The sequence below is a fragment of the Persicobacter sp. CCB-QB2 genome, from assembly GCF_001274635.1.
Lineage (GTDB): Bacteria > Bacteroidota > Bacteroidia > Cytophagales > Cyclobacteriaceae > Persicobacter > Persicobacter diffluens.
Genome location: NZ_LBGV01000001.1, coordinates 3,767,566 through 3,779,999, shown reverse-complemented (window position 1 = coordinate 3,779,999; position 12,434 = coordinate 3,767,566). Strand labels below are relative to the sequence as shown.

General features: G+C 41.2%; 18 protein-coding genes. 2 read left to right on the top strand and 16 right to left on the bottom strand.

Features of this window, described 5'->3' with window-relative positions; translation table 11 throughout:
- Window positions 1–93: 93 nt before the first annotated feature.
- From NG22_RS16850 to NG22_RS16830, 5 genes are all read right to left on the bottom strand, one after another.
- Window positions 94–456: a hypothetical protein gene (locus NG22_RS16850; RefSeq protein ID WP_053406778.1), complete on the bottom strand. Its 363-nt coding sequence runs from the start codon at window positions 454–456 to the stop codon at window positions 94–96.
- A 196-nt stretch (window positions 457–652) separates the two neighbouring features.
- Window positions 653–1,354, bottom strand: coding sequence for a TrkA family potassium uptake protein (locus NG22_RS16845; protein ID WP_053406777.1), 702 nt, complete (start codon window positions 1,352–1,354; stop codon window positions 653–655).
- Window positions 1,351–1,971: a uridine kinase gene (gene udk / locus NG22_RS16840; RefSeq protein WP_053406776.1), complete on the bottom strand. Its 621-nt coding sequence runs from the start codon at window positions 1,969–1,971 to the stop codon at window positions 1,351–1,353. The genes NG22_RS16845 and udk overlap by 4 nt, the downstream gene beginning before the upstream one ends.
- Window positions 1,968–2,597, bottom strand: coding sequence for a uridine kinase (locus NG22_RS16835; protein WP_053406775.1), 630 nt, complete (start codon window positions 2,595–2,597; stop codon window positions 1,968–1,970). The genes udk and NG22_RS16835 overlap by 4 nt, the downstream gene beginning before the upstream one ends.
- Before the next feature lie 84 nt (window positions 2,598–2,681).
- Window positions 2,682–3,263 (bottom strand): non-canonical purine NTP diphosphatase, encoded by a 582-nt coding sequence (locus NG22_RS16830; RefSeq protein ID WP_053406774.1) that lies wholly within the window; start codon window positions 3,261–3,263, stop codon window positions 2,682–2,684.
- Window positions 3,264–3,471: 208 nt separating this feature from the next.
- On the opposite strand from NG22_RS16830, the gene NG22_RS16825 reads away from it, so the two are divergent.
- Together NG22_RS16825 and NG22_RS16820 are read left to right on the top strand one after the other, a co-directional pair.
- Window positions 3,472–4,425, top strand: coding sequence for a hypothetical protein (locus NG22_RS16825; RefSeq protein WP_053406773.1), 954 nt, complete (start codon window positions 3,472–3,474; stop codon window positions 4,423–4,425).
- An 87-nt stretch (window positions 4,426–4,512) separates the two neighbouring features.
- Window positions 4,513–5,583, top strand: a complete 1,071-nt coding sequence (locus tag NG22_RS16820) for an Ldh family oxidoreductase (RefSeq protein WP_053406772.1) — start codon at window positions 4,513–4,515, stop codon at window positions 5,581–5,583.
- A 36-nt stretch (window positions 5,584–5,619) separates the two neighbouring features.
- Here NG22_RS16820 and NG22_RS16815 read toward each other — a convergent pair whose 3' ends face one another.
- The 11 genes from NG22_RS16815 to infA all read right to left on the bottom strand — a co-directional run bounded on the left by NG22_RS16815 (window position 5,620) and on the right by infA (window position 12,434).
- Window positions 5,620–6,153: a hypothetical protein gene (locus NG22_RS16815; protein ID WP_053406771.1), complete on the bottom strand. Its 534-nt coding sequence runs from the start codon at window positions 6,151–6,153 to the stop codon at window positions 5,620–5,622.
- Window positions 6,154–6,179: 26 nt separating this feature from the next.
- Window positions 6,180–6,485, bottom strand: coding sequence for a septum formation initiator family protein (locus NG22_RS16810; RefSeq protein WP_053407003.1), 306 nt, complete (start codon window positions 6,483–6,485; stop codon window positions 6,180–6,182).
- Window positions 6,486–6,573: 88 nt separating this feature from the next.
- Window positions 6,574–7,875, bottom strand: a complete 1,302-nt coding sequence (gene eno / locus NG22_RS16805) for a phosphopyruvate hydratase (protein ID WP_053406770.1) — start codon at window positions 7,873–7,875, stop codon at window positions 6,574–6,576.
- A gap of 11 nt (window positions 7,876–7,886) precedes the next feature.
- Entirely contained in the window at window positions 7,887–8,993 is a 1,107-nt protein-coding gene (carA, locus tag NG22_RS16800; protein WP_053406769.1) for a glutamine-hydrolyzing carbamoyl-phosphate synthase small subunit, read from the bottom strand.
- 139 nt (window positions 8,994–9,132) lie between these two features.
- A complete protein-coding gene (rplQ, locus tag NG22_RS16795) occupies window positions 9,133–9,612 on the bottom strand; it encodes a 50S ribosomal protein L17 (RefSeq protein ID WP_053406768.1) in 480 nt (159 codons plus the stop codon).
- A gap of 7 nt (window positions 9,613–9,619) precedes the next feature.
- Window positions 9,620–10,609, bottom strand: coding sequence for a DNA-directed RNA polymerase subunit alpha (locus tag NG22_RS16790; protein ID WP_053406767.1), 990 nt, complete (start codon window positions 10,607–10,609; stop codon window positions 9,620–9,622).
- Between the two features lie 55 nt (window positions 10,610–10,664).
- Entirely contained in the window at window positions 10,665–11,267 is a 603-nt protein-coding gene (rpsD, locus tag NG22_RS16785; RefSeq protein WP_053406766.1) for a 30S ribosomal protein S4, read from the bottom strand.
- Window positions 11,268–11,300: 33 nt separating this feature from the next.
- A complete protein-coding gene (gene rpsK / locus NG22_RS16780) occupies window positions 11,301–11,693 on the bottom strand; it encodes a 30S ribosomal protein S11 (RefSeq protein WP_053406765.1) in 393 nt (130 codons plus the stop codon).
- Between the two features lie 13 nt (window positions 11,694–11,706).
- Window positions 11,707–12,084: a 30S ribosomal protein S13 gene (rpsM, locus tag NG22_RS16775; RefSeq protein WP_053406764.1), complete on the bottom strand. Its 378-nt coding sequence runs from the start codon at window positions 12,082–12,084 to the stop codon at window positions 11,707–11,709.
- A gap of 3 nt (window positions 12,085–12,087) precedes the next feature.
- A complete protein-coding gene (gene ykgO / locus NG22_RS17490) occupies window positions 12,088–12,204 on the bottom strand; it encodes a type B 50S ribosomal protein L36 (protein WP_071932151.1) in 117 nt (38 codons plus the stop codon).
- A gap of 8 nt (window positions 12,205–12,212) precedes the next feature.
- Window positions 12,213–12,434 carry a translation initiation factor IF-1 gene (gene infA / locus NG22_RS16770; protein WP_053406763.1) on the bottom strand — a complete coding sequence of 74 codons (222 nt, stop codon included), beginning with the start codon at window positions 12,432–12,434 and terminating at the stop codon, window positions 12,213–12,215.

The following is a 12,434-nucleotide window of genomic DNA, read 5'->3' as shown; positions in this document are numbered from 1 at the left end:
AAATTATAAAATAAAAAAGTATTTAATTAATTGAATATAAGCATGTAACACACCAAAACCACTGGCTAAAGTTACACATTATGCTGAAGGAAATTAGGGGGCATTTGGGGCCAATTGGCACTCCAATAACCTCAGTAAGAAAGAGGCATTATAAATTGATAGGCGATGAAAAATAGCTGAACGCACCAACTGCATGTCTGTCTGAGGTGCAATAATCGCATCAATGGCAAAAAAATGAAGGGAGAAACTGCTAATGGCCTGAAAGGGCTTCAGTACTAAATCAGCAGCCGGAACGGGCTGTCCTTCGGACTCTTCCGAGTCACCGACTACCACTTCCTGCACTTCTGCTAAATCCGAAGACATATACGACTGCACGACAGGCCCCGCTACCACCAATAATGTGGAAAGCAAAAGCACCATTAAATGCGCCATCGATATGTTCGTCTTCTGATTCATTGACTGCAAAACTAAATAAAAAAGGGGCAAGCACAAAACTCCCCCTTTTTTAATTGTTGGTAATCAATCTATAAAATCAACAACAATACTCTAAACAAAATTTTTTATCGATAAAATACCATATATTCCACTGAAATGTAGCACTTTATTAAGTCCAAATCCCTGGTCACATTCCTATATTCCCTTCATCACTTTATTAGCTGTTCACTTCAATAAAACGATTGACATCCCCTTTTTTTCCCATGATAACGATTTTATCTGAACCTTTAATTACGGAATCCGCTTTGGGAACACCAGTAATATGCTCCTCTTGTTTTGTCTTTCCCGTTACCGGATCCAAAGTCTCAAAACAAGATTTAATAGTGATCAAATTTAAGTTGTACCGCTCCCGCAAGCCCATATCCTTCAGCATCATATTGGCCACTCGTTTAGGCGTATCAATCTCCACGATTTCATACTCATCCGGCAAGGGAAAAAACTTTTTGATGGAAGGGTGTATCAATCTATGTGCCAGCAATTTCCCCTCATTGGCCTCTGGATTCAATATTTCATGCACCCCCATTTTCTCCAGGATCAACTGCTGATGTTTATTGGTTGCCCGAGATATGATATGCTTTACACCTATCTCCTGTAAAATTACGGTGGTTAAAACTACATTTTCGAAGTTCTCTCCTATGGTGACTACAGCCGTATCTACCTCTTCAATATTTTGAGATAGCAAAGCATTCTGATCAGTAGAATCCATATTGACCACATAGGCTATCTTATCTTTCGCCCCCTCGACTACCGTCAGGTTGTGATCAATGCCAATCACTTCTGCTCCATATTCGGATAGTTGTACCGCCAGGGCCATTCCCATCTGCCCTAAACCAATCACCGCAATTTTACTGTTTCTCATGCTTGTACATGTTTTTTCAGATGAGAGATTAGAATCTCTAAACCCACATCAAAGGTTGTATTGTTTGGAATAATTAAATGTGCAGAGCTTTTAAATGGTGCGATATACTTATCATAAGTCGGTTGAACATGCTTTTCATATCGATACAACACTTCCTCCAGCCCCTCATTCCTTTCCTCGCTATCTCTGATGATTCTCCGCTTCAATTTAATATGCTCCTGAGCATCGATAAACACCCGAATATCTATCAGGTCAGATAAATTCTGATCATAAAAAACGAACAAACCTTCCACAATAATGATCGGTGCTGATTCAAAATTCAGCAAGCGGGGAGTAATGTTCGGATTATTGAAAGTATACTCTTTCAGTTGAACCGTACTTCCGCCCTTTAACTTTTCTATATCTTTAGCATAGGCCTGAAGATTGACCGACTCCGGTAAATCAAAATTTTGAACCCCTTCATCATCTACCGGCTGCTCCTCCTTAGGCAAATAATAATTATCCTGAGAAATCAAGCAGACTTCTTCAGCACTGAAAGCACTCATCAAATTATTCAGAAAAGTGGTTTTTCCTGAAGCACTCCCTCCCGTAATTCCAATCACCAACGGTTTTTTCATTGCACCTTGGTTTTTAAAAACTGTACCACCACCTCTAGTCCCATATCAAAGGTATCATTATTCGGCACCACTAAATCTGATGTGGATTTAAAGGGCGCAATATATTGCTTATAAGTTGGCATCACGTGCTGCTCATAACGATACAACACCTCTTCCAGATCATATCCACGCTCGGCATTATCTCTGATAATTCTTCGCTTTAACTTAACATGCTCCTCTGCATCAATGAAAACCTTCAAATCCAGATGCTCGGAAATCAGGGGTTCATAAAAGACAAATAACCCCTCAACCACTATAATAGGTGCAGGGTGAAAAGTCAAAATATTGGGCTCACCTCCCTCATTATTAAAGGTGTATTCCTTTCTTTGGATCGTTTTACCACTTTTCAAAGCAAGAATATCTGCTGCAAAAGCAGGGGTATCAATGGACTTGGGCAAATCAAAATTAATTACCCCATTCTCATCCACCGGCTGCACCTCCCGATCTCGATAATAATTATCCTGAGAAAGTAAACACACTTCTTCCGGAGTAAATTTATCCAAAAGAGATTTTAAAAATGTGGTTTTGCCGGAGGCGCTACCTCCTGTAATCCCCACCACAAAGGGTTTTATTGTATTTTTATCCATAAGGACTTCATCCGAAAATTACGCCACAGGCTCTCCTGCAAAAATAAGACCTTATTGTGGGCATAATAAATCAATCAACGAAAATTAATAATGTTCTTTGATGTACTCAATCAATTTCTGAACTGCGCGCCCTCGATGGCTAATTTTATTTTTCTGATGCTTGTCCATTTCAGCGAAAGTCACCTGATGATTTTCAGGTTTAAATATGGGATCATAGCCAAAGCCTTGTTCTCCACTTAGTTCCTGAATAATTTCGCCTTTGGCGATTCCCTCAAACTGCTGCTGACCGTCCTCATTCAAAAGCGTAATCACCGTCCTGAATTGAGCGGAACGATCCTCTTTTCCATTAAGCTCAACCAACAATTTCTCCATATTATCGTGACTATCCCGCTGAGGCCCTGCATAACGCGCTGAATAAACGCCTGGCTCACCACCAAGTGCATGCACTTCTAAACCGGTATCATCTGCAAAGCAAGCCACCTGAAAATGATCGAATACATATTGAGCCTTCTGCAAAGAATTACCTTCCAGGGTATCTTGCGTTTCCGGTAATTCTACCTCACAACCAATGTCTTTTAAGCTAATTATTTTTATATGCTCCGGCATCATTGCCTGGATTTCGGCAATTTTATTAGGGTTATTCGTTGCAAAACAAATTTCTTTCATTTTCTATATATAAAAGCGCTATAAATCAAATCACAAAACCCTGAATCACAATATGTAACAAAAACACATTCTCTCAAAATTTCTTAATTTTTATAACTGCAAGTTACGGATTTGCTATTAAAAATGCGGATAAGTTAGATTTTTGTCGGCACCTGCGCATTTATTCACGTAGTTTATAGTATATTCGGCAAATTTTTTTTGATTTTGAATGGAAAATTCCAGCATTGCAATACTTGACCTCGGCACCAACACTTTCCACCTGTTGGTAGTAGACCCCGCCAAAGACACCTTTGAGGTGATCTATCGGGAGAAAATTGCCGTAGGTTTAGGCAGGGGCGGAATTAATGAGGGATATATTACCGCAGAAGCTCAAAAACGGGCGCTCAATGCCATGATCCGTTTCCGCCGAATTATAAAAAAACTCAAGGTGGAGCACATTCATGCTACCGGAACCTCTGCCTTACGATGCGCCAAAAACAGCCTGGAATTCATTGAATTGGTAAAGGAAAAAACCGGAATTGAAATTCAAATTATTGATGGAGATCAAGAGGCAGAATATATTTATCACGGCGTAAAAACTGCCGTAAAAATGAAATTTTTCCCTTCCCTAATTATTGATATTGGAGGCGGGTCAGTTGAATTTATTATAGCAGATAAAGAGGGCATCCACTGGAAACAAAGCTTTGAAATTGGAGGCCAAAGACTATTAGATCGCTTTCATCAGATTGATCCGATTCCGGAAGAAAAAATCGAAGAACTTAATGATTATTTAGATCATACTCTGATTGATTTAAAATTAGCCTGCGAAAAATTCAAACCCGTAGAAATAATCGGTTGCTCGGGCACCTTTGATTCCCTGGTGGAAATTTATCATGAGACTGATGAGTATGAGCACGCCATTACGGGATTCCGAACCGAAAGAACGCTTCCTTTAATGTCTTACCTGGCCATTCACAAACTTCTGGTGGGCCGAAATCGGGATGAGCGACTATTGGTACCGGGCATGGTTCCTTTGAGAGCGGATATGATTGTGGTTTCCTCGCTTTTAGTCAAATACATTTTACAAGAATACCATATTAAAAATATACGGGTGAGTTCTTACGCCCTTAAAGAAGGGCTATTGACCCAAATATTGGAGCGCTTCAACAAAGCCATATCCTAATCCTGATTTAATTTTGTCAACAGCCCGCATTTATCAGCATCATTATTAGTGAAAAAGGCTTAAATTGAGCGCTGAAAAATGCTAAATATGATCTTTTCTGTAGATAAACTTCAAAAATTCACCCAAGAGGTTTTCCTGAAAATGGGCTGTTCTCCCGAGCATGCTCAGCAGGCCACTCAAGTACTGTTGAGTGCGGACCTCAGAGGCATAGATTCTCACGGTGTGGCCAGACTGATTGGTTATGTTCGTTTGTGGGAAGCTGAGCGAGTAAATGCGCAACCAGACATCAAAATTGTGCATGAAACCCCAAGTACCGCTACCATCGACGGGGATCGTGGCTTAGGTTTGGTAATCGCTCCTTACGCCATGAAAATCGCGATTGAAAAAGCAAAAGTGGCAGGCACCGGCTGGGTAGCTATCAAAAATTCCAATCATTATGGAATTGCGGGCTTCCATTCCATGATGGCGCTGGAACACGATATGATGGGAATATCCATGACCAACGCCTCTGCGCTTGTAGCACCAACTTTTTCACAAGAACGCATGCTCGGCACCAACCCTATTGCCGTGGCCTGCCCCACCAATGAAGAGCCGCCCTTTGTAGCCGATTTCAGCACGACAACCGCTGCCAATGGAAAGCTGGAAATCTTACAGCGAAAGGAAGAGGAAGCGCCTATCGGCTGGGTACAAACCAAAGAAGGTCAGCCAACGGAAGATGCCGGAATATTGAAAAAAGGAGGGGCACTTTTACCTCTTGGAAGTGACCGCGTGCATTCCAGCCACAAAGGCTATTGCCTGGGTTCCATCGTGGATATTTTCTCCGCAGTATTGTCGGGAGCCAATTATGGCCCTTGGGTTCCCCCATTTCCAAGCTACGTTCCCCTGCCTGAAAACCCGGTCGGAGAAGGCGTAGGACATTTTGTAGGTGCTATGCGGGTAGATGCTTTCCGTCCGGCGGAGGATTATAAAAATCATATGGACAACTGGATCAGGAGATTTCGAAATTCCACTCCTGTTGAGGGGCAGAAAAAAGTTTTGATTCCCGGAGATCCGGAAAGGGAGTCAGAGGAATTAAGAAGGAAAGAAGGTATTCCGCTTTTGGAACCTGTGGTGAAAGACTTACAGAGTTTGGCAGATAAATTCAACTTAGAATTTTAAATAAAACAGGCGACCCTTTTGGAGTCGCCTGTTTTTTTATATGGCAAAGCCTACGCGAATTACGTAAGGGTCGCTATAAGGGCTTTTGAATTCGTCATAAGTGAAATTATACAAGACGGAAACCGAAACCCCACCTCTTTTCCCAAAAGGCTGAAAGTAACCTGCTCCTAAAAAAACGCCAGGAACCCATTCTCTTTTGGTTTCCCGAACATTATAAACCTCCAAATTCAGGCCCTCGACCTCCCCTCGTAAAAAGAAGTTTTTATAAATATTATACCGGCCAAACCAACGGAAGCCATAGGTACTACTGGTTAATTTGGGATCAAAACGTTTATCCTCATAATATTGATAAACTACCCCTAGCCCTGTGGAAAATTTTGGGGTTACCATTACTCCTACAGTTGGTGAAACTTCTATATAAGTAAAAGTACCAAAGGAAAGGCCAAAATTACCGCCAAAAAACAAACGGTCCTTCAATGGGGGTTTATCTTCTTTCACGTAATCAATTTGCGCATTGGCAAAAGATAAAGATGCCAAAAACAGCAATAGGCTCAAAAGGGCTTTTTTCATAGGAGTATTATTGAAGGTTTGCGGTTTTATTGATCAGCATGTTCGATGACATAAACATCTTCATGCCTCTTTTTCATCAAATATTTTTCTCTTGCAAATTTCTCCAAAAGGGCCTTATTGGTCATTAACTCCTCTCTTTCCTCTTGCACGACTTCAATCTCCTTTTGGTAAAAAGCTTTTTCTTCTTCCAGCTCCACCATTTTATGATGTAATTTATACTGATTGACCCAATCATTAGAATCAAAAAACACCATCCAAACAATGAATAAGGCTACTAAATAGAAATATACGGAGCGAAAAATAGCCGGGATTCGCTCAATGTCTTCTTGCATGAATAAATTTTGAAAGTTCTCTGACTGCAAAATAAAAAAAAGCCCCAACTTTCGTCAGGGCTTTAATAATATTTACAAAAATTACTTCTTAGAAGTTGAATTCTTGCTTGAAAGCTTTCATGCCTAGGTAAACTGCAGTTTTACCTAATTCTTCCTCGATTCTCAACAATTGGTTGTATTTCGCCATACGGTCAGAACGAGAAGCAGAACCAGTTTTGATTTGACCACAGTTCAATGCTACTGCCAAGTCAGCAATAGTGTTATCTTCAGTTTCACCTGAACGGTGAGACATTACTGAAGTATAACCTGCACGGTGAGCCATTTCAACAGCTGCAATAGTCTCAGTCAAAGAACCAATTTGGTTAACTTTAATCAAGATAGAGTTAGCAATACCTTCGTTGATACCACGCTCCAATTTCTCTACGTTAGTTACGAATAAATCGTCACCTACCAACTGGCACTTATCTCCTACCAAGTCAGTCAACGCTTTGAAACCAGCCCAGTCGTTCTCATCCATACCATCTTCGATAGAAGTGATTGGGTATTTAGCAACTAGTTCAGCCAAATATTCAGCTTGCTCTTGAGAAGTTTTAACACCACCTTTCATGTCGTTAAATTTCTCGTAGTTGTACTTACCGTCTACGAAGAACTCAGAAGCAGCACAATCCAAAGCGATAGTGATGTCTTTACCCCAAACGTAACCAGCGTTTTCAACAGCCAATTTAACTGAATCCAAAGCATCTTCAGTAGATTCGAAAGCTGGAGCGAAACCACCTTCGTCACCTACAGCAGTAGAAAGACCACGATCGTGGATAACAGATTTCAACGCGTGGAATACTTCACAACCCATACGGATAGCAGTAGTGAAATCAGGCGCAGAAACTGGCTGGATCATGAATTCCTGGAATGCGATAGGTGCATCAGAGTGAGAACCACCGTTGATGATGTTCATCATTGGTACAGGCATTGTTTTCGCAGAAACACCACCTACATATTTGTAAAGAGGCAAACCTGCTTCCTCAGCAGCAGCTTTAGCTACAGCCAAAGATACACCCAAGATAGCGTTAGCTCCCAACTTTGCTTTGTTTGGAGTGCCATCAAGGTCGATCATCAATTGGTCAATCGCCGCTTGCTCAGACACGTCCATTCCTACTAATTCCTTAGCAATGATGTCGTTTACGTTTGAAACAGCCTTAAGAACACCTTTACCCAAGTAAACGCTCTTATCGCCATCACGCAACTCAACTGCCTCGTACTCACCAGTAGAAGCGCCAGATGGAACGGCAGCTCTACCTAAACAACCATTTGCGGTAATTACATCAACCTCAACAGTTGGGTTACCACGAGAATCAAGAATTTGACGTGCTTTGATTTCCTCAATAAAGCTCATTGTAATTGTATTTAGTTATCCATTAATGATAAAAAGTCCTCGAAAAGGTAATGCGAGTCATGTGGTCCTGGAGAAGACTCCGGGTGATACTGTACAGAAAAAGCTTTCTTATCCTTTACACGGATACCTTCTACTGTATTATCATTTAAGTTGATGTGGGTCACTTCCACATTACCTGATTTTTCCACTTCTTCTGCAGAAACTGCAAAACCGTGATTTTGGGATGTTACTTCGCAACGTCCCGTTAGCAAGTTCTTCACCGGATGGTTCAATCCACGGTGACCACTATGCATTTTATAAGTTGAGATGCCAGTAGCGCGAGCCAAAATCTGGTGTCCCATACAAATTCCAAATAATGGCTGATCATCAGCAATAATTTGTTTAACCGTATCTACAGCGTAATCCATTGCTGCAGGGTCACCAGGGCCATTAGAAATAAAGTATCCGTCCGCACCCCATGCTTTCAATTCCTCGTAAGGGGTAGTGGATGGGAAAAGCTTACACTCCATACCTCTAGACTCCATATGTCTAAGAATGCTTTCCTTAATTCCCAAGTCTAAAACAGCTACGCGTTTCTTAGTCTCTACATTTTCCGCTTTACGGATTACCGGCTCCTTAACACAAACCTGAGAAGATAGCTCCAGTCCTTTCATAGAAGGAACCTCTTTCAACTGTGCACGAAGTACCTCATAATCGTGAATCTCTGAGGAGATAATGGCGTTCATCGCACCTTTGGAACGAATATGTCGAACCAATTTACGAGTGTCAATATCGGCTATACCTACGATACCGTGAAGCTCCAAATAGTCCTGTAGACTGGACTCGGCCTCTTTGCGGCTGTAAATATCGCTAAAAGTATTGATCACTACACCAAAAATCGAAGGATTTAATCCCTCAGATTCATTTTCATGAACCCCATAATTACCAATATGGGAGTTAGTCGTAACGATGATTTGTCCGAAGTACGAAGGATCTGTGTAAACCTCCTGATAACCAGTCATTCCAGTATTAAAACAGATTTCCCCGCCTTTGGTACCAATTTTTCCAATAGCGCGACCGTGGAACACAGTTCCATCTTCCAACATTAAAACAGCTTCAGACTTATACGTGTACTTCATGGGTGTTTGATATTACAATATAAAATTAAAGAATTCAGGAAACATAAATTGTGATCTGCATCAAGTTGACAGAAAAAATCAACTTGACATAAAAAAAGGGATTAGCAAAACTAATCCCTTTAATATTTTAACTAACGAATCATTCAGCTGAATCTTCGTTAGAAGCCTCAGCAGCCGCATCAGTAGTAGCTTTAGCGCCACCACCACGACGACTACGACGCGTCTTTTTCTTTTCAGTAGCTTCGCCACCGATCAACAATTCATTGTAGTCTACCAACTCAATGAACGCCATCTCAGCGTTATCACCCAAACGAGTACCCGTCTTAATAATACGAGTATATCCACCTGGACGACCAGCGATTTTTGTCGCTACCTCATCAAACAAAATCTTAACTGCCTCTTTGTCCTGAAGGAAAGAGAATACCACACGACGAGAGTGAGTAGTATCTTGTTTCGCCTTCGTTAACAAGGGCTCAACAACTTTACGCAATGCTTTAGCCTTTGCTACAGTTGTTTGAATACGCTTATGCAAAATCAAGGAAGTAGCCATGTTCGATAACATAGCGTTACGGTGAGCCGTCTTTCTTCCAAGATGGTTAAATTTCTTACCGTGTCTCATTTTTTAATTAATCCTCATCAAGTTTGTACTTGGAAATATCCATCCCGAAGGTCAAACCTTTATCGGCAACCAATGCTTCCAATTCAGAAAGCGATTTTTTACCGAAGTTACGGAACTTCATCATATCGGAGATCTCTAAAGTCACCAAATCACCTAGTGTCTTCACGTCCGCTGCTTTCAAACAGTTGTAAGCACGAACAGAAAGGTCTAGGTCATTCAAAGGAGTCTTCAACATTTTTCTCATGTGAAGCATTTCCTCATCGATTGGCTCTTGTTCACCACCTCCGCTTTGCTCCAAGATCATTGAATCTTTGGTAAATAGGGCAAAGTGACGAATCAAAATGTTCGCCGCTCCTTGCAGGGCGTCTTCCGGGTGAATAGATCCATCCGTTTCGATGTCTAACGTCAATTGCTCATAATCGGTACGCTGTTCAACACGCGTATTCTCGATATGATATTTAACATTTTTAATCGGAGTAAAGATGGCATCAACCGGAATAAATCCGAATACCTGCTCTGCTGGTTTATTTTCCTCTGCTGGCAAATAACCACGTCCTTTTTCTAAAGTGAATTCAATTTCGAATTCTTTAGATTCGTCCAGGTTACAAATTACCAAATCAGGGTTCAAAATCTCAAATGAAGAAGTGAACTTGGAAATATCACCGGCGGTAAAGGTTCTTTGTCCCTTTATGCTCACATTTAACTTATTCTCAACTATGTCCGAGATCTTCTTAAAACGAATTTGCTTGATGTTAAGAATAATCTCCGCTACATCTTCGACCACACCTTCGATGGTTGAGAATTCGTGCAAAACACCCGCTATTTTGATACCGGTTACGGCATATCCTTCTAATGAGGACAACAAAATACGACGCAATGCATTTCCAATGGTAACTCCATACCCTTTTTCAAGCGGTTTGAATGTAAATAGTCCGTGGAAATCATCCGCCTTCTCCATGACCACTTTCTCGGGCATTTGAAACGCTAAAATCGACATAGTTTTTCCGTTGGTTACAGAATAAGTTAAGAAATAAGTTAATAAGAATAAATGATTATTTAGAGTAGAGCTCGACGATCAACTGCTCGTTGATGTTCTCTGGAATATCTTCACGTGCTGGTACATTTGTCATTTTACCTGCCATTTGTGAGTTATCCCACTCCATCCAACCATAACGATTAGCGCGAACTGCTAATGAGTTAGTGATAGCCTCCAAAGACTTGGATTTTTCACGAACTGCGATAACAGATCCAGCTTTAACAGTGAATGATGGAATGTTTACCACCACACCGTCAACAGTGATATGCTTGTGCAAAACCAACTGACGCGCTGCACGACGAGTAGGAGCAATACCTAAACGGAAAACAACGTTATCCAAACGAGACTCCAACAATTGAAGAAGAACCTCACCTGTAATACCTGATTTGCGAGAAGCTTTATCAAACAAGTTACGGAACTGACGTTCCAAAACTCCATATGTATATTTAGCTTTTTGCTTTTCGATCAACTGAATTGCATATTCAGATTGCTTGCGACGACGACCACGACCGTGCTGTCCAGGACCGTAAGGTTTCTTAGAAACAGCTTTTGAAGGTCCGAAAATAGGGTCATTAAAACGTCTGGCGATTTTCGCCTTAGGGCCTCTATATCTTGCCATATTTTTTCAACAAATAATTAGGATACCTAATAATTATACTCTTCTGCGTTTTGGAGGACGACAACCGTTGTGAGGAAGTGGAGTCACATCCTTGATTGCAGTCACTTCAATACCAACAGATTGGATAGTACGGATCGCAGACTCACGACCTGAACCAGGACCTTTTACAAATACTTCTACTTTACGAAGACCCAAGTCATATGCTACCTGGCCACAGTTTTGAGCTGCTACCTGTGCTGCATATGGAGTGTTTTTCTTAGATCCACGGAAGCCCATTTTACCCGCAGATGCCCATGAGATCACTTGACCTTGAGCATTTGTTAGAGAGATAATAATGTTGTTGAAAGAGGCTCTAATGTGCGCCTGACCTACTGCCTCTACGTGAACAACTCTCTTCTTGGCTTTATCTTTTCTCTTTTGTGCCATAACCTAAATTAGTTTACTTTACTGCCTTTTTCTTGTTAGCAACAGTTTTACGCTTACCTTTTCGAGTTCTCGAGTTGTTCTTAGTGCGCTGACCACGTAGTGGTAGGCCTTTTCTGTGTCTCAAACCACGGTAACAACCGATGTCCATCAAACGCTTGATGTTCATCTGAACTTCAGATTTCAAAACACCTTCGGTTTTGAACTCTTCAGCGATAATGTTACGAACAGCTTGAGCTTCCTCGTCTGTCCAATCTTTTACCCGCTTATCCTCGGAGATCTCAGCTTTTGCCAAGATTTGGGCAGCGGATGAATTACCTATACCGAAGATATAGGTCAATGCAACTACACCCCGCTTATTTGACGGGATATCAACGCCTGAAATACGTGCCATAAATTAACCTTGTCTTTGCTTGAACTTAGGGTTCTTTTTGTTAATAATGTAAATTTTTCCTTTGCGACGCACTACTTTACAGTCTGCGCTACGCTTTTTAATAGAAGCTGTAACTTTCATTGTTCTATTTATTGTTTGTAACGATATACAATTCGTCCTTTGGTCAAATCGTATGGTGACATTTCCAGCTTCACGCGGTCTCCAGGAAGAATCTTAATGTAGTTCATTCTCATCTTACCGGAAATGTGAGCGATCACCTGGTGTCCGTTTTGCAACTCCACACGAAACATTGCGTTGGACAAAGCCTCTACAATGGTACCGTCTTGCTCAATGGATGACTGTTTGGCCAT

Excerpts from the sequence above, each read along its gene's own strand:
- NG22_RS16850 (WP_053406778.1), bottom strand. The coding sequence starts at position 456 with ATGAATCAGAAGACGAACATATCGATGGCGCATTTAATGGTGCTTTTG.
- NG22_RS16845 (WP_053406777.1), bottom strand. The coding sequence starts at position 1,354 with ATGAGAAACAGTAAAATTGCGGTGATTGGTTTAGGGCAGATGGGAATG.
- udk (WP_053406776.1), bottom strand. The coding sequence starts at position 1,971 with ATGAAAAAACCGTTGGTGATTGGAATTACGGGAGGGAGTGCTTCAGGA.
- NG22_RS16835 (WP_053406775.1), bottom strand. The coding sequence starts at position 2,597 with ATGGATAAAAATACAATAAAACCCTTTGTGGTGGGGATTACAGGAGGT.
- NG22_RS16830 (WP_053406774.1), bottom strand. The coding sequence starts at position 3,263 with ATGAAAGAAATTTGTTTTGCAACGAATAACCCTAATAAAATTGCCGAA.
- NG22_RS16825 (WP_053406773.1), top strand. The coding sequence starts at position 3,472 with ATGGAAAATTCCAGCATTGCAATACTTGACCTCGGCACCAACACTTTC.
- NG22_RS16820 (WP_053406772.1), top strand. The coding sequence starts at position 4,513 with ATGATCTTTTCTGTAGATAAACTTCAAAAATTCACCCAAGAGGTTTTC.
- NG22_RS16815 (WP_053406771.1), bottom strand. The coding sequence starts at position 6,153 with ATGAAAAAAGCCCTTTTGAGCCTATTGCTGTTTTTGGCATCTTTATCT.
- NG22_RS16810 (WP_053407003.1), bottom strand. The coding sequence starts at position 6,485 with ATGCAAGAAGACATTGAGCGAATCCCGGCTATTTTTCGCTCCGTATAT.
- eno (WP_053406770.1), bottom strand. The coding sequence starts at position 7,875 with ATGAGCTTTATTGAGGAAATCAAAGCACGTCAAATTCTTGATTCTCGT.
- carA (WP_053406769.1), bottom strand. The coding sequence starts at position 8,993 with ATGAAGTACACGTATAAGTCTGAAGCTGTTTTAATGTTGGAAGATGGA.
- rplQ (WP_053406768.1), bottom strand. The coding sequence starts at position 9,612 with ATGAGACACGGTAAGAAATTTAACCATCTTGGAAGAAAGACGGCTCAC.
- NG22_RS16790 (WP_053406767.1), bottom strand. The coding sequence starts at position 10,609 with ATGTCGATTTTAGCGTTTCAAATGCCCGAGAAAGTGGTCATGGAGAAG.
- rpsD (WP_053406766.1), bottom strand. The coding sequence starts at position 11,267 with ATGGCAAGATATAGAGGCCCTAAGGCGAAAATCGCCAGACGTTTTAAT.
- rpsK (WP_053406765.1), bottom strand. The coding sequence starts at position 11,693 with ATGGCACAAAAGAGAAAAGATAAAGCCAAGAAGAGAGTTGTTCACGTA.
- rpsM (WP_053406764.1), bottom strand. The coding sequence starts at position 12,084 with ATGGCACGTATTTCAGGCGTTGATATCCCGTCAAATAAGCGGGGTGTA.
- ykgO (WP_071932151.1), bottom strand. The coding sequence starts at position 12,204 with ATGAAAGTTACAGCTTCTATTAAAAAGCGTAGCGCAGACTGTAAAGTA.
- infA (WP_053406763.1), bottom strand. The coding sequence starts at position 12,434 with ATGGCCAAACAGTCATCCATTGAGCAAGACGGTACCATTGTAGAGGCT.